This window comes from Pseudidiomarina aestuarii (assembly GCF_048263735.1).
In the GTDB taxonomy this organism is placed as follows: domain Bacteria; phylum Pseudomonadota; class Gammaproteobacteria; order Enterobacterales; family Alteromonadaceae; genus Pseudidiomarina; species Pseudidiomarina aestuarii_B.
In genome coordinates, this window is the sequence record NZ_JBLXDX010000001.1 from 364,369 (window position 1) to 383,139 (window position 18,771).

Consider the following 18,771-nt stretch of genomic DNA (forward strand, 5'->3'; position numbering starts at 1 on the left):
AATTTGCTGCATAAAGGATTCCTTGTCGTTATGGCACAATACATCTACTCCATGTCGCGGGTGAGTAAAGTCGTCCCACCCAAAAAGACTATTCTTAAAGATATTTCTTTATCTTTTTTCCCTGGTGCAAAAATTGGTGTACTTGGTTTAAATGGTGCTGGTAAATCCACATTGCTGCGCATCATGGCCGGTATCGACACCGAGATTGACGGCGAAGCACGCCCACTTGCGGGTATCCAGATTGGTTACCTTCCGCAAGAACCAAAGCTCGACGAATCGAAAACGGTACGCGAGACTGTTGAAGAAGCCGTTTCTGAAGTCAAGAACGCGCTAGCGGAACTCGATCAAGTTTATGCTGCGTATGCGGAAGAAGACGCAGATTTCGACGCCTTAGCTAAGAAGCAAGGCCAACTCGAAGCCATCATTCAGGCGAAAGACGGACATAACATCGAGAACATGCTCGAACGTGCGGCCGATTCATTGCGCTTACCGCCCTGGGATACCAAAATCAAAGTACTGTCGGGTGGTGAACGTCGGCGTGTGGCGATTTGTCGACTGTTGCTGAGCAAGCCCGATATGTTATTGCTCGATGAACCGACCAACCACTTGGATGCGGAATCGGTTGCTTGGCTTGAACGCTTCCTGCACGACTATGAGGGTACCGTCGTTGCCATCACCCACGACCGGTACTTCCTCGATAATGTTGCCGGCTGGATTCTCGAGCTCGACCGTGGCTACGGCATTCCGTGGGAAGGCAACTATTCGTCATGGTTAGAGCAAAAAGAGAAGCGCCTTGAGCAAGAAGAGAAAGGTGAGCGAGCTCGTCAACGCAGTATTAAACAGGAACTCGAGTGGGTTCGTACGAATCCGAAAGGCCGTCAGGCGAAGAGTAAGGCGCGGATGGCTCGATTTGAAGAGTTACAAAGTGGCGATTATCAAAAACGTAACGAGACCAACGAGCTCTTTATCCCACCGGGTCCGCGGTTAGGCGATAAAGTACTTGAAGTGAACCACCTCAAGAAAGCATACGACGGTCGGGTACTCATCGATGACCTCAGTTTCAGCGTTCCAAAAGGTGCCATTGTCGGTATTATCGGCCCAAATGGTGCCGGTAAATCGACATTGTTCCGCATGATTACTGGTCAGGAACAACCTGATTCAGGGACTGTGGAGCTTGGTGATACCGTGCAATTAGCCAGTGTCGACCAATTCCGTGACAACATGGATGCGAAGAACAACGTGTGGCAAGAAATTTCCGATGGCCAAGACATTATTCGCATTGGCAATTTCGAGATTAACAGCCGTGCGTATGCAGGCCGCTTTAATTTCCGCGGCAATGACCAACAGAAAATTATCGGTGAGTTATCTGGCGGTGAGCGCAACCGCGTTCATTTGGCCAAACTGTTAAAGGCCGGTGGTAACCTGTTGCTACTCGATGAGCCAACCAATGACTTGGATGTTGAAACCCTACGTGCGTTAGAAGAAGCGTTATTGGAGTTTCCGGGTTCGGCGATGGTGATCTCGCACGACCGTTGGTTCCTCGACCGAGTGGCGACACACATCCTCGATTATCGTGATGAAGGTCAGATCAACTTCTATGAAGGGAACTACACTGATTACGAAGAGTACATGAAGAAAACTCATGGCGAGCAAGCTATGGAGCCCCATCGTACTCGTTACAAGCCAATTGGTGTGTAATCCGCATAGGGCGCTGTTGAACCAGCGCCCTATCTTTTTCTAGCGGTCTTAACGAGCCTCTTTCGGCTGTCTACGAAGCGTTTCTGGAGCAAACTGATCAACCGCTACCGCCGTGATCCGCAAGGCCTCACAGGCTTGCAATGATTCAGCGTCGGCGGCGTCAACAATCTTAGCTTCCAGCGCGGCGGCGACCAAAGCCTCGCCATTCAAATCCGGCGGAATATCGCCACGCTTTTCCGCTTTACTGAGCTTTTTATAGAGCTCACGATTCGTCTTCATGGCTCGAAATGCAAGTTCCATATGTCCGGTCACATCATTCGGGTCATCTTTCCAATAACACAGAAAGGTATGCCGCTCACGCGTCACGCTAGGTTCCATCATGCTCTCTGCGATTGCTTGATAGAGCCGATCTGCTGGGCGTTTATAGTGGTTCCCGACTGGGAAAATCAATAGCCGTAGTGTCCATGCCAACCAGCGATTGGGGAAATTTGCGAAGAATTCCTGGAATGCACGACCTATTTCATACAGATGATGCGTCAATGCCCATTTCACATAGTCATGATCGCCGGCCTGACGCCCTTCATCTTCGTAACGTTTTAGCACCGCTGACGCCATATACAAATGACTCAACACATCACCAAGCCTTGCCGAGAGCATCTCTTTACGCTTTAAGTCGCCACCCAGCGACAGCATGGCAACATCGGCCGTCAATGCCAGCGCTCGGCTCATTCGCGTGAGTTGTTGATAGTAGCGGCCAGTCCAACCGCTTACTGGTGATTTCACCCACCGCGCAGCCGTTAAACCCATCAAGAACGACCCGCCAGCATTCGCCAAACCAAAGCGAATATGCCGAAACAGTAAAGCGTCAAAATCGAGCAAACCCTGATCTTGATTCGGATTCGATGCAGCTTCCATTTCAGCAAGCACATACGGGTGGCAGCGCGTCGCTCCCTGTCCAAAAATCATCAAACTACGTGTGAGAATATTCGCACCCTCAACGGTAATCGACACCGGGGTGGCCATAAAACCGTGACCGAGATAATTCTTCGGACCTAACTGAATGCCTTTGCCCGCATGGATATCCATGGCTGCATCCATCACCTGCCGACCCATTTCGGTCATGTGGTACTTAGTCATTGCGGTGATCACCGACGGACTTTTCCCCGCCATCAACGCGGTAACCGTCAAACGCCGCATCGATTCCAATATATAATTGGTCCCACCGATTTTACCCATCGCCGCTTGGACGCCTTCGAACTTCCCTATCGGCAAACCGAACTGCCGGCGCACATAGGCATAAGCACCCGTCATACGCTCGCTCAGATGGCCAGTTGCTGCTGCTAACGCCGGCAACGAAATACCGCGGCCAGCCGATAGACACTCCATCAGCATTTGCCAACCTTTACCGGCATAATCGGGCCCACCAATAATCCAATCCAGCGGTACAAAGACATCTTTACCGTAAGTAGTCCCGTTCATAAATGCTTGATTCAGCGGTAAATGCCGCGCTCCGGTCTCAACGCCCGGATGATTAGTGGGAATCAACGCGCAGGTAATGCCAAGCTCTTTGTCATCGCCAAGCAGCCCATCTGGATCATAGAGTTTAAACGCTAGCCCTAATACGGTAGCGACGGGCGCGAGTGTGATATATCGCTTGTCCCAATTCAGTCGAATACCCACTACCTCTTTGCCGTCATGTTCGCCACGGCAAATGATACCGGTATCGGGAATCGAGCCGGCGTCTGATCCAGCTTCAGGCCCCGTTAATGCAAAACAGGGAATATCTTCACCGGATGCCAGTCGTGGCAGCCAATAATCTTTTTGTTCAGTCGTGCCATAGTGCGTCAGCAGCTCACCGGGCCCCAAAGAGTTTGGTACCATAACAGTCACCGCAGCACTAATAGAGCGCGTTGCGATGCGCGACACGATATGCGAATTCGCCGCTGGAGAGAAATCCAAACCGCCAAACTCGCGTCCGATAATCATCGCAAAGAACTTTTCTTTGCGCAGGTAAGCCCAGACCGCTTCCGGTAAATCACAGTCTTCCTGCACAATCTCAAAATCATCGAGCATGGCAAGCAGTGTTTCTAACTGATTATCGATGAAATCTTGTTCTTCAGGCGTGAAATGTGGTGCATTGGTCTGCAAAAATGCCTGCCAGTTGGGACGACCTTGAAATAACTCCGCATCCCACCAGGTATCGCCAGCTTGCATCGCTTCACGTTCTGTCGGCGACAACGGGGGCAACACACGCTGAAAGAAGGCAAACACGGGTCTCGTGATCAACGCGCGACGAATATCGCCGATGGCAAGAAGCAGCAGCAGTGCAATGAGAACAATAATTAAAATTTCCATGCATAAACCTCTATCGTCAAAACTACGACGGTATGACTGACTTCGTTATTCGGTAAGCATAGCTCAAGCAGGACTAACCGCGTCAACGCCACCGGCTAAAAATGGAATTAATTTATCGACAATTTGATCAGCGCGTACGGTCTCACCAAAGTCTGCTGCCGCAATTTCACGCAGTGCAGGACCCGACACTTGCGTGAATACCGTCGCTCCCAGCACAAAGTGCAACCGCCAAAACATGTCGACAGGGCTCAACTGGGGATTTGCCATATGCAAGACCGCCAATAAGCGCTCCATAACGGCACCGAAATGATCCATGGTATAGCGTCGCAAGTGGCCTTGAATCTCAGCATAAGCAAAACCGAGCAGGCTTAAAAAGAGTGTCGGGCCGCCCTTTCGCACACTACTCAACTGCTTGAGCGGCTCGCGAAAACAATCAAACACTTGCCGAGTGGAAATCAGGGGTTGTTGTTGTAATTGCGCAAGTTGCTGATCTAAGGCTGGCATGAACACTTCAAGATAGCGTGCCATCACCGCTTGAATCAGGGCTTTTTTTGAGCCGAAATGGTAATTGACGGAGGCGAGATTGACCTCTGCTAGGGCAGTGATTTGCCGCAGTGACGTTTGTTCAAAGCCATGTTCGGCGAATAACGCTTCTGCAGCATTGAGGATCTTATCTTTGGTGGTGGCACGCTTCGCCATAATTTACCCATACATAGTTTAAAACATGCGTTTTAATTTATAGTATGTTCAAAGGCGGCGCAAGCGTTGCTACGCGGAGCTCGTATCCAATGGTTGAAAACTTTTCACCAATTGATCAACTGCTTGCATTTGCTGCAAATACGGTTCGAGCTTATTGAGCGGTAATGCGCAGGGACCATCACACAATGCCTCATCCGGGTTCGGATGCGCTTCAATAAAGAGTCCAGCGAGCCCCAATGCTAAGCCTGAGCGAGCCAGCACGGCTGCTTGAGCTCGACGACCATCGGCTGAGTCCGCACGGCCACCTGGACGTTGCAACGCATGCGTTGCATCGAACATCACCGGCGCCATCTGCTTCATGTCATCCATACCCAACATGTCGACGACTAGGTTGTTATAACCGAAACTACTGCCCCGCTCGCACAAAATGACATTGTAATTATCCGCCTCATTAAACTTCTTAATGATATGACGCATTTCGTGCGGCGCTAGGAATTGTGGCTTTTTGACGTTAATCACCGCACCCGTTTTTGCCATCGCAACCACCAAATCCGTCTGGCGTGCTAAAAATGCGGGAAGCTGAATAATATCAGCCACTTCAGCAACGGCCTGCGCTTGGTGTGGCTCATGCACGTCGGTAATGATGGGTACCTGAAACGTTGATTTTAGCTCTTCAAATATTGCCAAACCTTTGTCCAAGCCGGGGCCACGATAAGAGTGAATGGAGGAACGATTGGCTTTGTCGAACGATGCTTTGAACACATACGGAATACCCAAGCGTTGGGTGACCTCAACGTAATGTTCAGCAACACGCATCGCGAGATCACGCGATTCCAAGACATTCATGCCACCAAACAGCACAAATGGTAATTGATTCGCAATACTGACATTGCCGACTTTGATGACTTGCGTATTAATCACTCTACCATTCCTCTCGTTAACGATCGGTCTCTTAACCGACCGCGATGAGTCGTAACACTTGACCACAGAAGTACGCGACGTAAGTACCTACAGCATAGCCTAGCACAGCAAGCAGAACGCCAACCGATGCCAATGAAGGATGGAACGCTGACGCGACCACGGGTGCTGATGCTGCGCCCCCCACATTGGCTTGGCTTGCCACCGCCATGTAGAACGTCGGCGCTTTAATCAGTCGCGCAACGACCACAATCAGACCAGCATGGATAATCATCCAGATGGCACCTAGTACGAAATACTTGGGCACATCGGCAATAGCCGTAATGTCCATGGAGAGGCCAATACTTGCCACTAAGAAGTAAATCATGACGGAGCCGAGTTTTGACGCGCCCGCACCTTCTAACTTACGCACTCGCGTAAACGACAAGGCAATACCAACAGCAGTGGCCACCATAATGACCCACAAGAATTTGGCATCCAAACTCATTTGTTTGAGCGCTGGATAATTTTCACCGATATAAGGTGCAATCAGATCCGCTGCAAAGTGACCAATACCAGCCGCACCGAATGCCGCAGCGAGGATGAAAATATATTCAGGGACGCCAGCATTGCGCTTATGTTCTGCCTCATAGTGCTCAACACGCTGACGAATATCGTCAATAGCAGAGACATCAGCACCAAGATTCGCATCAATGCGTTTGTGATTTGCAGCCAAGTATAAGAGCACCGCCATCCAGATATTGGCGATAATGATATCGACCGTCACCATGGCCGAAAAAATATCATTGCCGACTTCATAGGTCTCTTTCATGGCTAACTGATTCGCACCACCGCCAATCCAACTTCCAGCAATGGTAGTCATGCCACGCCAAACGGCTTCTGGACCATCGACACCAATGAGTTCAGGAAATATCGCCGAACCAATCAATAAGGCAATGGGACCGCCAATGAGTATGCCGAAGGTTCCCACAAAAAAGAGGACAACAATACGCCAACCGAGCTTGGAAATCGCTTTTAAATCAAGACTCAACGTAAGCAGAACCAAACAGGCGGGTAACAAATAGGTTTTCACAACCTTGGCGACACCGGATGTCTCACCGTTGACGATATCGAAGGTATTCAGTAAGGAAGGAATGAAGTAACACAACAATAACGCTGGGACGACGCGATAGAACTTCTGCCAAAATGAATGCGAGCTATTCTGTGTGTAGAATACTGCCGCGAGTATTAGCGCCAGCAACCCAAGAACGATTCCCTCATTCGTAATCAATGCCGTATCCATGGATTCTCCTTATTATTATTCTTAACTGGGCAAACGCATGTCTTCGGCTCAGCCGCTCCGTCAGTGGAGTGTATGAACCGGCGCTGACCAGGTTTCAAGCTGTAAGCGCAACAATTGTGCGCTGGGGTCATCGGGGCATTGTTCGACAAAATACTGGTAGTCGTCAACAGCTGCCTGTTGGCAATCAAGTTCTTCCAACACATAACCGCGATCGCGAATTTCATAAGGATCATCGGGCAGCACAGTCAGTAACATATGTACCGTAGTCAACGCATTGGCGAACTCATGATCATTAATAAAAGCATGTTTCAACTCAGTCAGATAGCGCACCAGAATCGTCTTCTGCTCAGCACTTTCGAGCAAGTCCCAAGCGAAATCAATTTCGTGGTCGGTAACATCTTCAAAGCGCTCTTGTACTTGCTGATCTTCAAGCAACTCGCCATTCATAGGATCGACAAAATAGCTGCTCTCTCCATGATCAAAGCGCAACAAGGGGTAACCGGGAAAATCAACCAAATCTAACTGCAGACCCGCGTAAGCACAGGCTTCTTGTAATAGGATAGCCATACTTACGGGGAGTCCAGTGCGATAACTGATGACCCGATCCAATAAAATGCGTTTCGCACCAACCACAGGCTCAGGCGCATCACTAAAACCGAGCTCTAAATAAAATTGCTCCGTGATGCGTTCTAATTTGTCCAAGCCAACGAGCTCTCGATTCTCTTCCGAGAGTTCTCCAATAAGCTGATAGTAATCGGCAACATAAGTGTCGCTGTCACTATGAAACGTGCGACTGACCTCCCACAGGATTTCTATGGTTGGTAAAATCTCACGCTCAACATGCTGTAAATACGAAAACTGCATTCAATTCCTCATCCATACACCAGCGACTACTTTCTATTACCTGTTCACTATTCACTGTATTTAAATCAAAGCGGTTTTGCTGAACGCCACATGAACCAAGAACATGATCCACGCTAATGCGCCAACGAACCCAACATAACGAATCCAGGCAACAGTGGCTTTCATGGCGATTATGCCGAACACGATATAGCCCACTAGTCCGATTAATTTGTTCGTCAACCATGGGGTTTCCCACGGCCATTGTTGCCAATGCAACAGCAGTCCGACAATCGATAGCAATAACAACGTATCGATAATGTGCGGAACAATTTTCACCCACTTCTTGGCGGCCATGCTAGAACCTGTAGCACGCCAGAAAAAGCGAACCACAAATAATAACACACTTACAGCAACGATGGTGACATGGAGATGTTTCAATGCTTCGTATGGCATTTATGAATCCTTGGTTGGTGGTTGCATCCATAACTCGAGTTCGGGCTGTTGTGATACAGCATCTTCCCAGCAGTCTGGATAGTTGGTTTGGAGTAATTGAGCTAATGCCGTCAACGTCTGTTCACGGCTCTGTAATTGGGCTTCAACGCGGATAATATCGCGATACGACCGTAATGCCGACATGACGCATGTGAATAGTTTCTGAGAGGTCAGTTCGGTCTTCGATTTGTAATCATTGATATCATAATTCAGTACCACGGTGCGTTCAGGCGCTTGCCCGGGTTGTCCGGTGCGTAAAATGATCCGCGCTTTTTGATTGTGTGCCTCATCGCGAATGAACCGAGCGACCTGCAGACCGGCATCATCGGTATCCATGACCACATCCAACAGGACAATGGCGATATCCGGATGTTGCAGCACAAGCTCCTCTGCCTCGGCCCGCGTATGTGCACTCAGAAAATGCAGTCCACGGCCCTCGAAACTCAACTCCATCAGAGCCAGTCGAGTGACCGCATGGACTTCTCGTTCATCATCAACAATGAGTACCTTCCAACCGTCCGCGTTCGAGCGCCGAGGTGGTACAGGCTGATTGTCGATCTCATCGGCAAAGATAAAATCGTTGGACATAGTCCTTACCTCTTGGGCGACCACCTGGTCGCAATTTGTCCGCAGGATACGCGTTCCAGATTACCATAATCTCGGCGACTGTGAACCTGCTCAAAACCGTTCTTCACCAGCAGTTCACGGACGGCCTCAGCTTGCTGCCAGCCATGTTCGAGCGCCAGCCAACCGCCGGGTTCTAAAAAATCAGCGGCCTGCTCCACAATCACACGTAAATCAGCCAACCCAGCTTGTTCCGCAACCAATGCTGAGGCTGGCTCAAACCGCACATCACCCTGTGACAAGTGCGGATCTTCGGCATCAATGTAAGGTGGATTGCTGACGATCAGATCGAACTGTTGACCTGTTAATGCGGTAAACCAATGACTTTCCAGCACCTGAATAGGTAAGTTGAGGCGACGACTATTCGAGCGTGCTAAAGCTACTGCCGCAGGAACTCGGTCGACAGCCGTAACGTTCCACTCCGCTCGCTCAGACTTTAGAGCCAGTGCGATAGCTCCCGTACCCGTGCCTAAATCCAACACCCGTGCTCGCCGCGGTATCTCGAATTCCAGCGCAGTCTCGACCAGCACTTCAGTATCGGGACGAGGAATCAACGTAGTGTTGTTCACTTCGATATCCAGTGACCAAAATTCTCGCGTCCCCAGCAGGTATGCAATGGGTACGCCGCTTTTGCGGCGTTGTACCCAGCGTTGAAGTTGTTCGAGTTCCGCCGCTGACAATTCTTTATCAGGCCAGGTGTGAAGGTAGGTTCGAGAGCGTTGCAAAGCAGCAGCTACCAGCACTTCGGCATCAAGTTGCGGGCTGTCACTGTCTGTGAGTTCCGATCGTACCCATTGCAGCGCTGCTTGAATGATCATTGCTGTTCGGAGAGTGCCGCCAATTGGTCTGCGTGATGCTCCTGAACAATCGCATCCAGCAGCAAGTCCAACGCACCCCCCAGTACCTCATCAAGCCGATACAGAGTCAAATTGATACGATGATCGCTGACACGTCCTTGTGGATAATTATAGGTGCGGATGCGCTCTGAACGATCACCGCTGCCCACCAATGAACGTCGGGTCGATTGCTCCTGTTCACGGACTTTATCGACTTCAGCTTGATTCAAACGTGCTTGCAATACCGACATCGCTTTGGCGCGGTTTTTATGTTGCGAACGTTCATCCTGACACTCAACGACAAAACCTGACGGTATATGCGTAATTCGAATGGCTGAATCCGTCCGGTTAACGTGCTGACCACCGGCACCTGAGGCGCGATAGGTGTCAACCCGCAAATCGGCTGGATTGATCTCAACTGCCTCAGCTTCAGGCACTTCTGGCAACACCGCTACCGTGCAGGCCGAGGTATGAACGCGACCTTGTGATTCCGTTTCAGGTACACGCTGAACGCGATGTCCACCGGATTCAAACTTCATGCGACCATAAGCACCGTCGCCAGAAACATGGGCAATCACTTCTTTATAGCCACCATGCTCGCCGTCACTGGCACTAACAATACTGACTTTCCAGCCTTTCTGTTCCGCGTACCGGCTGTACATCCGGAACAGATCTCCGGCAAAAATAGCAGCTTCATCACCACCGGCCCCAGCTCGAATTTCGAGGTAGCACGGATGGTCATCATTGGGGTCACGCGGCAATAACAAAATTTGCAGTTCATGCTGCAAGGATTCTAATTGCTCTTGCGCAGATTCCAGCTCGATCTTCGCCATTTCACGAATTTCAGCATCATCCTCTTGCAACATCTCTTTGGCGCCAGCTTCATCGCGCTGTGCCCGTTGATAGGCTGTAAAACAATCCACCAGCGCTTCCAGTTGCGAATACTCTCGCGACAACGCTCGAAACTTCTCTTGATCACCAATAATTTGTGGATCACTGAGGAGTTGTTGGACTTCTTCATATCGTTCAAGCAACGCTTCAAGCTTGCGAACGATGGACGGATTCATCATGGAGTTAACCTATTTCGAGTCTTCTTGATTGAGTTGTTGGAGTACAGCTAAGGTTAAATAATCGCCACTTGCTCCGGCATCACGCAGGAGCTTGGTCGGTTGATGCAGGAATTGCTTGGTCAAGCGTTGGCTCAATTCCTCGAGCACCTCACTGGGATCTTTCCCAGCCTGCAACTGCGTACGAGCGCGAGCCAGTTGTTCGCTTGCCATTGCTTCCGTACGTTGCCGAAAATCACGGATCACATCCACTGAGTCGAGGCTACGCAACCATGCTACAAAACCGCCTGTCTGCTCTTTGATGATGGAGCGCGCTTCCGCAGCAGCGTCTTCCCGATTCTTCAAATTTTCTGTAATGATGCCCTGCAAGTCGTCGACCGTGTAGAGATAAGCATCATTTAAATCATTCACTTGCGCTTCAATATCGCGCGGTACCGCTAAGTCGATCAGCAACATCGGGCGGCGCTTGCGGCTCTTCAATGCAGATTCAATCAAGCCCTTACCAATAATTGGCAACGTGCTTGCTGTCGAACTAATCACGATATCCGCTTGCGGCAATAACTCCGGTAGTTCACCAAGCGTATACGCCTGGCCACCAAATGTTGTTGCGACAGCTTCGGCGCGGGCCAAGGTGCGATTCGCCACCAATAACCGAGCAACGCCCTGTTCTTTCAAATGCTGTGCCGCCAGTTCAGCGGTATCTCCCGCACCAACAAGAAGCACAGTCGCACGATCCAGTTCAGCAAAAATGTGTTTAGCCAGATTGACCGCAGCATAGGCAACCGAAACGGCATTTTCGCCGACTCGCGTTTCACTACGCACCGTTTTCGCAACTCGGAAGGTTTGCTGAAACAGGCGTTCCAACACACCACCCACGCTAGTTTGGTTCTTGGCGAACTGATACGCCTGCTTCACTTGTCCGAGTATTTGCGGCTCACCCAACACCAACGAGTCGAGACCACTGGCTACTGCCATCAAATGTTCAATCGCGGCATCATCTTCATAGCTGTAACTGTGGGCTTGTAATTGTTCAGCGCTGATTCCATGGTAACCCGCTAACCACCCCATGAGGAGGTCGCTAGACACGTTGCCATGACAATAGAGTTCTGTGCGGTTGCAGGTTGATAAAATGACCGCTTCTTGCACACCCGTGTCCGCGCGCAGGCGCGCCAGCGCCTGATGCAGTTGCTCAGGCGAGAAGGCGACACGTTCACGCAAATCGACCGAAGCCGTTTTATGGTTAACACCCAATGCAAAAATGGTCATAATATCGGGAAAAGACAAGCCCTTCGCTACTGCAAAACGGTGGTAATTGTACGTGAAACCCCGCATGATGGAAAGCAATCTAGCGCCGCGAACGAACTGGACAACCCGAATGAGAAAGTTGTGGATAGGCATATGGATACTGCTGGTTGCAGCCTGTACCAGTATTCCAGAGAGTGAAATGCTTGATTCGATTCCAGCAATCGATCGCACCGCTTATCAGCGGCATCAACAACATCTTCAAACGATTGAGTCATGGCGGCTGCAAGGTCAGATTGCATTGTTCAATCTGCGTGACGACTCACGTGATGCCGTATACATCGACTGGCGTTGGTCACCATCAGCAACCTCGATGCGTTTCTCTCACCCGCTGAAAGGCACGCTGGCCCGCCTCGAGCAAACCAGCGCCGGTGCAGTATTAATCGATGACGAACAAAACGAGTACCGGGCAGCCACTATGACAACCCTGTTGCAAACCTATTTTGGGATCTCAATTCCCGTTGATGCACTCCCGGGTGTTGTGTTGGGCAGATTACCGCAGCGTGCAAAGAACATTACCGTCGTCCGGCCCGGCTCAACTGACGATGTGGTCGTTTTATCCAGCTACGAGGTGATTGCTGATCAAGAATCTTGGCGAGCCGAATTATCACTCTTTACCGCAGTCAATACCGTTTATGTGCCAAGCAGTATTGAATTAAACGCGACAGACTGGCGCATCAAACTTCGCATCACGGATTGGTCGCTATGATGACACCTTTAACGTTACCCGCTCCAGCCAAGCTGAACCTGTTCTTACATGTGGTTGGGCGTCGTCCTGATGGTTACCATTCATTGCAAACGCTCTTTCAGTTCCTCGACTTCGGTGATTCACTGAATTTTACTCCAATCGCTGAAGCAAAAGTAAGTATTCAATGCAGCCAAACCGACTTGGCTGGGCCAACCAATCTCGTCAATCGAGCCGTCGCTTTGGTGCAAAATGAATTCCCAGAACATTGGCGCGGACTCCGTATCGACATCGATAAGCGCTTACCAACCGGCGGTGGCCTTGGTGGCGGCTCCTCTGATGCTGCAACCACATTGTTAGCGCTACGGCACTTTTGGCAACTACCCGTGAGTGTGGCTGAATTGGCTCGTTTGGGACTGCAACTTGGCGCCGACGTTCCGGTTTTTGTGCACGGCCAGGCGGCTTTTGCCGAGGGTGTTGGCGAGCAACTCATACCCTGTCAACCACCATCGCCTTGGTATTTGGTTATCCATCCCGGCGTGTCCGTTAGCACCCAGTCGATTTTTCAGCATCCTGACCTACCGCGTGATTCAGCACTGATTCAACCACAGCACTGGACTTGGGAAAACACCCGCAATGACTGCGAACAACTGGTCCGTCATTTGCATCCTGAAGTTGCCAACGCCCTCGACTGGTTGGTAGAATACGCGCCGTCACGGCTGACCGGTACCGGAGCCTGTATTTTCGGACGTTTTAACAGCCAGACCGCAGCAACGGATACGCTTGCACAACTGCCTGCACCATGGACAGGGTTTGTCGCCCGCGGGCTCAATGAATCTCCGGTCTGCTCGCTACTGCGGCAGGCTTCAACTGTGAACCTGACCAAACAATATTGAGGTTTAGTGTGCCTGATATGAAGCTTTTTGCTGGCAATGCCACGCCAGAACTCGCCCAGAAAATTGCCGACCGTTTATACATCAAGTTGGGTGACGCCAATGTAGGTCGCTTCAGCGACGGTGAAATCAGCGTTATGATTAATGAGAATGTCCGTGGTTCGGATGTCTTCATCATTCAATCGACCTGTGCTCCAACCAACGACAACCTCATGGAACTTATTGTGATGGTTGATGCGCTCCGTCGCGCTTCGGCGGGTCGTATCACCGCGGTGATGCCCTACTTCGGCTATGCGCGTCAAGACCGTCGCGTTCGCTCAGCTCGAGTGCCAATCACAGCAAAAGTTGTTGCCGACTTCTTGTCTAGCGTCGGTGTTGACCGTGTTTTGACGGTTGATCTCCATGCCGAGCAGATTCAAGGCTTCTTTGACGTTCCGGTCGACAACGTATTCGCAAGCCCGGTTTTGATGGAACATTTACGTCAGCAAGCATTCCACAATCCGGTTGTGGTCTCACCAGACATTGGTGGTGTGGTGCGTGCACGAGCTATCGCGAAACTACTCAACGATGTCGACCTTGCCATTATCGACAAACGCCGTCCGCGAGCGAATGAATCTCAAGTCATGCACATTATCGGTGACATCAACGACCGCGATTGTATTATTGTCGACGACATGATCGATACGGGCGGTACGCTTTGTAAAGCGGCAGATGCACTGAAAGCCAACGGCGCGCGCCGCGTCTTCGCCTATGCAACGCACCCCGTCTTTTCTGGGAATGCCGTCGAGAACATTCGTGACTCGCAAATTGATCAAGTCATCGTCACCGATAGTATTCCATTAAGCCAAGGTATGAAGGCATTGGATAAGGTGCATCAGTTGACTCTTAGTGGCATGTTGTCTGAAGCGCTACGCCGCGTCAGCAACGAAGAATCCATTTCTGCGATGTTTGAATATTAAGATTCAGATAACCATTCGGTTTTGAGCACAAATAGCTCACAACATATCTTGAAAATAAAGGGCGCGAGTGCTAGTATTTCGCGCCCTTTATTTATGGGGTTTTTAAATCTGTAAGTTCATGCCGAATCGTTGGTCGCGACGAGTCGGCTTATATCAATTAATTACCGCAGCGTTCAGTCGCGGTATTGGAGTGACGTTATGTCTACAATCGATTTTACTCTGCAGGCAGAGCTTCGCACTGACACAGGGAAAGGTGCGAGCCGCCGCCTGCGTCGCGAAGACAAAGTGCCGGCAATTATTTACGGTGGCAAAAAAGACGCCGTTTCTATTACTTTGCAACACAGCAAAGTGAACAATATGGCTGACTACGAAGCCTTCTATTCTCACATCCTCACGTTAGTGGTTGATGGCAAGAAGCAACAGGTGATTTTGAAAGACGTACAACGTCACCCGTTCAAGCCAAAATTGACTCACTTGGATTTCCAACGTGTTGAGAAAGGCCAGAAGTTACACACCAATGTGCCACTTCACTTCATCAATGAGAAATCATCGATTGGCGTGAAGACAGAAGGCGGTGTTGTAGTTCACCATATTGCTGACGTTGAAATTCACTGTTTGCCACAAGACTTACCAGAGTTCTTGGAAGTTGATGTTGCGAACATGCACTTGGGTGACACCTTGCACTTGACCGATCTTGCAGTACCTAAGGGTGTTGAATTGGTTGAGCTCACTAAAGGTGAAGATCACGACCAAGCAGTTGTCTCTATCGTCGCTCCACGCGTCGAGAAAGAGGAAACTGATGAAGAAGAAACTTCAGCAGAAGTTCCAACTACGAAAGAAACTGAAGCGAAAGCTGAAGACGACGACGCCGAATAAGGTTTCATGTCAACCATTCGCTTACTCGTGGGCCTGGGTAATCCAGGCCCCGAATATTCTCAAACTCGCCATAACGCCGGCTTTTGGCTGGTAGAAGCATACGCTCGTCAATACGCTGTTTCCTTGCAACCTGAATCTAAGTTTTTCGGTCACACTGCGCGAATCCAACGCGGTGCTCTCGATTTACGATTATTAATGCCGATGACCTATATGAATCGCAGTGGTCAAGGGGTTGCAGCACTCGCGAACTTCTACAAAATTAAGCCAGAAGAAATTTTGGTCGCTTATGACGAATTAGATTTACCACCCGGTACCGCCAAGCTCAAGACAGGTGGTGGCGCTGGTGGGCATAACGGTATTAAAGATATAATTGCGCAGCTCGGAAGTCCGGACTTTCATCGCTTACGCATTGGTATCGGTCATCCTGGCCACAAGAGCAAAGTCACTGGCTTTGTACTCGGTAAAGCACCTGCACTAGAGCAGAGTTGGATGGACGATACCATTGCGCAAGCGTGCCGCAGCGTTGATTTGCTCATTGAGCAAGACATGCGTGCGGCACAACAGCACCTTCACAGTTTTAAAGCACAGAGCGAGAGCTAATCATGGGATTCAAATGCGGCATAGTCGGCCTGCCTAACGTCGGTAAATCGACCCTTTTCAATGCACTAACGAAAGCAGGTATTGAGGCGGCTAACTTTCCATTCTGTACCATTGAACCCAATACGGGTGTCGTTGCCGTTCCTGACGAGCGACTGAATCAATTGGCTGAAATTGTGAATCCACAGCGAATCGTCCCCACAACCATGGAGTTTGTGGATATTGCGGGTTTGGTTGAAGGTGCTTCCAAAGGCGAAGGCCTAGGCAACAAATTCTTAGCGAACATTCGTGAAACCGATGCAATTGGTCATGTCGTGCGCTGCTTTGAGAACGACAATATCGTTCACGTGGCAGGTCGAGTCAGCCCATCTGCCGATATCGAGATTATTAACACCGAATTGGCTCTTGCTGATTTGGATAGTGTTGAGAAAGCCATTCATCGTCAAGGCAAGAAAGCAAAAGGTGGCGATAAACAAGCAGCTGCTGAAATAGCCGTTCTGCAGAAGCTATTACCTGCTCTCGAAAATGGCGATATGGCGCGTTCAGTAGCATTATCAGATGATGAGCGCGCAGTCATTCGCTCCTACAATTTATTGACTCTGAAGCCAACCATGTATATTGCCAACGTCAATGATGACGGCTTCGAAAATAATCCATACCTCGATGAAGTTCGCGCTATCGCGGCTAAAGAGGATGCGATTGTGGTTCCCGTTTGTGCCGAAATCGAATCGGAAATTGCCGAGCTAGACGAAGCTGAGAAAGCTGAATTTATGACAGATTTAGGCTTAACCGAACCAGGTTTGAATCGTGTTATTCGCGGTGGCTATCAACTGCTGAACCTACACACCTATTTCACCGCTGGCGTAAAAGAAGTGCGTGCATGGACCATTCCAATTGGCTCTACAGCACCTCAAGCAGCTGGAAAAATCCACACGGATTTCGAGAAAGGCTTCATCCGTGCCGTAGTCGTCGGATTTGATGATTATGTTCAGTATCGTGGTGAGCAAGGTGCGAAAGAAGCTGGTAAACGCCGTGAAGAAGGCAAAGAGTATATCGTCAAAGACGGCGACGTCATCCTGTTCCGGTTTAACGTCTGAAAACACAGTGAACAGGTAACAGTGAACAGCAAAGACTAAAAAGAGCGCTCTTTTTTGGCTTGGCCTTTTCTATTCACTGTTCACCATTCACTGTTCACTTTCTTTTAGTAACCAATACTGACGGCGATGAGTAGCGCTACCGCACAGGCTGCTAGCAGTTTCAGCATCAACGGCGCGACAAACTTAAACCAGCGCTCGTAGGGTACTCCAGCGAGGCCCAGAATCCCCATCAAGACCGGGTTCGTCGGTACGATCATATTCATCAAGCCATCACCCATCTGAAACGCCATAACGGCGACTTGTCGACCAATACCTGCAGCGTCAGCAATCGGAACCATAATCGGCATAGTCACAAATGCCTGCCCGCTTCCGGATGGGATAAAAAAGTTGAGCATGCTCTGGATGACGAGCATTGCCACCGCACCAAAGTGACCACCCAACGCTTCAACCGGCATTGATAAATAATAAATCACCGTATCCAACACTTGGCCCTGTTCCAAAATCATTGCAATAGAGCGAGCGAAGCCGATCAATAAGGCAGTTGCTGTCAGTTCTGCCGCACCTTCACTAAAACGTTGGGCAGCGTCGCCACTTGGCATTTTGGCGACAATCGCTGCAAACAAACCAAAACCAAGAAACAGCGCACTTAATTCAACCAGATACCAGCCATGTACTTTGATACCCCAGACGAGAACACCGAGTACGACAACGAACCCAGCGAGAATAATTTTGTGGCGATTGGTCAGTGCTGGATATTCGGCAACTGCCGTGCTGTCTTTAGACTGTATATCAGCGAGGAACGAAGCGGATGGATCAGCAGCTACACGTTTGGCGTAGCTGTATACGTGGTGGAACCCGATAGCGATGAAAAATGGCCACAATATCAGCCGATATTCTAATCCTGAGGCTGGTGGAACTTCCGCAATAGATTGCGCGATGAGCAAAGTAAACGGGTTAAACAAAGATAAGCCGTAACCAATACCGTAGCCGACGATGAGAATCCCCATCGCAGTAATCCCATCAAGCTTGAGCGCTCGACACAGGGCCACAAGCATCGCGACAAAAATGAGATATTCTTCAGCGACACCAATGAGCGCGGAGAATATACCGAAAGTCAGCATGCCACCGAGAATCAACCAGCCGGTCTTATCCGCAAATTTTTGCAGTAAGATTCCGATTACTGCGTCCAACATCCCAGTTGCTCGCAAAATCCCCATCACACCGCCAATCAGTAGCACAAAGAAAATTACTCCTTGGGCATCAGCTAATGCTTCTGGAATTACGAGTAGAAGTTGTAATGGACTCAGATAGTCAGCATCGTCTAGTTGCGAGTAACTACCTGGCACAACAGTAGTTTGGCCGATGTCATTGACAGTGCGTTCAAACTCGCCAGAAGGAATGAGCCAAGTCATGACTAAGGCGGCGATCATTAAATAGGCCATCAAGACCAGTGTGTGGGGTACCTTGATTCTCATCTATCTTCCCTGTTGTGATAATAGCTACGAACTATCAGTGAATGGTGAAAAGTGAACAGTTAACTGTTTACCG

18 protein-coding genes are annotated in these 18,771 nt (G+C 49.9%); 7 read left to right on the forward strand and 11 right to left on the reverse strand.

Annotated features, from left to right (window positions below; all coding sequences use genetic code 11):
- Nucleotides 1–30 precede the first annotated feature (30 nt).
- Nucleotides 31–1,698, forward strand: a complete 1,668-nt coding sequence (gene ettA / locus ACN0S4_RS01690; protein WP_417656008.1) for an energy-dependent translational throttle protein EttA — start codon at nt 31–33, stop codon at nt 1,696–1,698.
- 48 nt (nt 1,699–1,746) lie between these two features.
- Here ettA and ACN0S4_RS01695 read toward each other — a convergent pair whose 3' ends face one another.
- The 10 genes from ACN0S4_RS01695 to hemA form a co-directional block, all read right to left on the reverse strand.
- Nucleotides 1,747–4,053 carry an acyl-CoA dehydrogenase gene (locus ACN0S4_RS01695; protein ID WP_417656009.1) on the reverse strand — a complete coding sequence of 769 codons (2,307 nt, stop codon included), beginning with the start codon at nt 4,051–4,053 and terminating at the stop codon, nt 1,747–1,749.
- 63 nt (nt 4,054–4,116) lie between these two features.
- Nucleotides 4,117–4,752: a TetR/AcrR family transcriptional regulator gene (locus ACN0S4_RS01700; RefSeq protein WP_417656010.1), complete on the reverse strand. Its 636-nt coding sequence runs from the start codon at nt 4,750–4,752 to the stop codon at nt 4,117–4,119.
- Between the two features lie 69 nt (nt 4,753–4,821).
- The gene (gene kdsA / locus ACN0S4_RS01705) at nt 4,822–5,670 is read right to left on the reverse strand and encodes a 3-deoxy-8-phosphooctulonate synthase (RefSeq protein WP_417656547.1); all 849 of its coding nucleotides are present in this window, start codon (nt 5,668–5,670) and stop codon (nt 4,822–4,824) included.
- Between the two features lie 34 nt (nt 5,671–5,704).
- The gene (locus ACN0S4_RS01710; RefSeq protein ID WP_417656011.1) at nt 5,705–6,952 is read right to left on the reverse strand and encodes a DUF819 domain-containing protein; all 1,248 of its coding nucleotides are present in this window, start codon (nt 6,950–6,952) and stop codon (nt 5,705–5,707) included.
- A gap of 60 nt (nt 6,953–7,012) precedes the next feature.
- The gene (locus tag ACN0S4_RS01715) at nt 7,013–7,816 is read right to left on the reverse strand and encodes a SirB1 family protein (protein ID WP_417656012.1); all 804 of its coding nucleotides are present in this window, start codon (nt 7,814–7,816) and stop codon (nt 7,013–7,015) included.
- 60 nt (nt 7,817–7,876) lie between these two features.
- The gene (locus ACN0S4_RS01720; RefSeq protein WP_417656013.1) at nt 7,877–8,248 is read right to left on the reverse strand and encodes a SirB2 family protein; all 372 of its coding nucleotides are present in this window, start codon (nt 8,246–8,248) and stop codon (nt 7,877–7,879) included.
- Complete coding sequence (locus tag ACN0S4_RS01725) at nt 8,249–8,875, reverse strand: response regulator (protein ID WP_417656014.1); 627 nt, start codon at nt 8,873–8,875, stop codon at nt 8,249–8,251.
- Nucleotides 8,876–8,880: 5 nt separating this feature from the next.
- Nucleotides 8,881–9,729 (reverse strand): peptide chain release factor N(5)-glutamine methyltransferase, encoded by an 849-nt coding sequence (gene prmC, locus ACN0S4_RS01730; RefSeq protein ID WP_417656015.1) that lies wholly within the window; start codon nt 9,727–9,729, stop codon nt 8,881–8,883.
- Nucleotides 9,726–10,814, reverse strand: a complete 1,089-nt coding sequence (gene prfA / locus ACN0S4_RS01735; protein ID WP_417656548.1) for a peptide chain release factor 1 — start codon at nt 10,812–10,814, stop codon at nt 9,726–9,728. Before prfA ends, prmC begins: the two co-directional genes overlap by 4 nt.
- Nucleotides 10,815–10,826: 12 nt before the next feature.
- The gene (gene hemA / locus ACN0S4_RS01740; RefSeq protein WP_417656016.1) at nt 10,827–12,080 is read right to left on the reverse strand and encodes a glutamyl-tRNA reductase; all 1,254 of its coding nucleotides are present in this window, start codon (nt 12,078–12,080) and stop codon (nt 10,827–10,829) included.
- Nucleotides 12,081–12,189: 109 nt separating this feature from the next.
- Here hemA and lolB point away from each other — a divergent pair, with 109 nt between their 5' ends.
- The 6 genes from lolB (at nt 12,190) to ychF (ending at nt 17,223) form a co-directional block, all read left to right on the forward strand.
- Nucleotides 12,190–12,825, forward strand: a complete 636-nt coding sequence (lolB, locus tag ACN0S4_RS01745; RefSeq protein WP_417656017.1) for a lipoprotein insertase outer membrane protein LolB — start codon at nt 12,190–12,192, stop codon at nt 12,823–12,825.
- Nucleotides 12,825–13,697, forward strand: coding sequence for a 4-(cytidine 5'-diphospho)-2-C-methyl-D-erythritol kinase (ispE, locus tag ACN0S4_RS01750; RefSeq protein WP_417656549.1), 873 nt, complete (start codon nt 12,825–12,827; stop codon nt 13,695–13,697). The genes lolB and ispE overlap by 1 nt, the downstream gene beginning before the upstream one ends.
- Before the next feature lie 8 nt (nt 13,698–13,705).
- Nucleotides 13,706–14,653: a ribose-phosphate pyrophosphokinase gene (locus ACN0S4_RS01755; protein WP_169930104.1), complete on the forward strand. Its 948-nt coding sequence runs from the start codon at nt 13,706–13,708 to the stop codon at nt 14,651–14,653.
- 198 nt (nt 14,654–14,851) lie between these two features.
- Nucleotides 14,852–15,529 (forward strand): 50S ribosomal protein L25/general stress protein Ctc, encoded by a 678-nt coding sequence (locus tag ACN0S4_RS01760; RefSeq protein WP_417656018.1) that lies wholly within the window; start codon nt 14,852–14,854, stop codon nt 15,527–15,529.
- Between the two features lie 6 nt (nt 15,530–15,535).
- Nucleotides 15,536–16,129, forward strand: coding sequence for an aminoacyl-tRNA hydrolase (pth, locus tag ACN0S4_RS01765; protein WP_417656019.1), 594 nt, complete (start codon nt 15,536–15,538; stop codon nt 16,127–16,129).
- A 2-nt stretch (nt 16,130–16,131) separates the two neighbouring features.
- Nucleotides 16,132–17,223 carry a redox-regulated ATPase YchF gene (gene ychF, locus ACN0S4_RS01770; protein WP_169930107.1) on the forward strand — a complete coding sequence of 364 codons (1,092 nt, stop codon included), beginning with the start codon at nt 16,132–16,134 and terminating at the stop codon, nt 17,221–17,223.
- 104 nt (nt 17,224–17,327) lie between these two features.
- On the opposite strand, the gene ACN0S4_RS01775 is transcribed toward ychF, so the two are convergent.
- Nucleotides 17,328–18,698, reverse strand: a complete 1,371-nt coding sequence (locus tag ACN0S4_RS01775; RefSeq protein WP_417656020.1) for a YfcC family protein — start codon at nt 18,696–18,698, stop codon at nt 17,328–17,330.
- Between the last annotated feature and the right edge of the window lie 73 nt (nt 18,699–18,771).

What these genes read in the sequence shown, in the direction of transcription:
- ettA (WP_417656008.1), top strand. Translation starts at nt 31, where the DNA reads ATGGCACAATACATCTACTCCATGTCGCGGGTGAGTAAAGTCGTCCCA.
- ACN0S4_RS01695 (WP_417656009.1), bottom strand. Translation starts at nt 4,053, where the DNA reads ATGGAAATTTTAATTATTGTTCTCATTGCACTGCTGCTGCTTCTTGCC.
- ACN0S4_RS01700 (WP_417656010.1), bottom strand. Translation starts at nt 4,752, where the DNA reads ATGGCGAAGCGTGCCACCACCAAAGATAAGATCCTCAATGCTGCAGAA.
- ACN0S4_RS01710 (WP_417656011.1), bottom strand. Translation starts at nt 6,952, where the DNA reads ATGGATACGGCATTGATTACGAATGAGGGAATCGTTCTTGGGTTGCTG.
- ACN0S4_RS01715 (WP_417656012.1), bottom strand. Translation starts at nt 7,816, where the DNA reads ATGCAGTTTTCGTATTTACAGCATGTTGAGCGTGAGATTTTACCAACC.
- ACN0S4_RS01720 (WP_417656013.1), bottom strand. Translation starts at nt 8,248, where the DNA reads ATGCCATACGAAGCATTGAAACATCTCCATGTCACCATCGTTGCTGTA.
- ACN0S4_RS01725 (WP_417656014.1), bottom strand. Translation starts at nt 8,875, where the DNA reads ATGTCCAACGATTTTATCTTTGCCGATGAGATCGACAATCAGCCTGTA.
- prmC (WP_417656015.1), bottom strand. Translation starts at nt 9,729, where the DNA reads ATGATCATTCAAGCAGCGCTGCAATGGGTACGATCGGAACTCACAGAC.
- prfA (WP_417656548.1), bottom strand. Translation starts at nt 10,814, where the DNA reads ATGAATCCGTCCATCGTTCGCAAGCTTGAAGCGTTGCTTGAACGATAT.
- hemA (WP_417656016.1), bottom strand. Translation starts at nt 12,080, where the DNA reads ATGACCATTTTTGCATTGGGTGTTAACCATAAAACGGCTTCGGTCGAT.
- lolB (WP_417656017.1), top strand. Translation starts at nt 12,190, where the DNA reads ATGAGAAAGTTGTGGATAGGCATATGGATACTGCTGGTTGCAGCCTGT.
- ispE (WP_417656549.1), top strand. Translation starts at nt 12,825, where the DNA reads ATGACACCTTTAACGTTACCCGCTCCAGCCAAGCTGAACCTGTTCTTA.
- ACN0S4_RS01760 (WP_417656018.1), top strand. Translation starts at nt 14,852, where the DNA reads ATGTCTACAATCGATTTTACTCTGCAGGCAGAGCTTCGCACTGACACA.
- pth (WP_417656019.1), top strand. Translation starts at nt 15,536, where the DNA reads ATGTCAACCATTCGCTTACTCGTGGGCCTGGGTAATCCAGGCCCCGAA.
- ychF (WP_169930107.1), top strand. Translation starts at nt 16,132, where the DNA reads ATGGGATTCAAATGCGGCATAGTCGGCCTGCCTAACGTCGGTAAATCG.
- ACN0S4_RS01775 (WP_417656020.1), bottom strand. Translation starts at nt 18,698, where the DNA reads ATGAGAATCAAGGTACCCCACACACTGGTCTTGATGGCCTATTTAATG.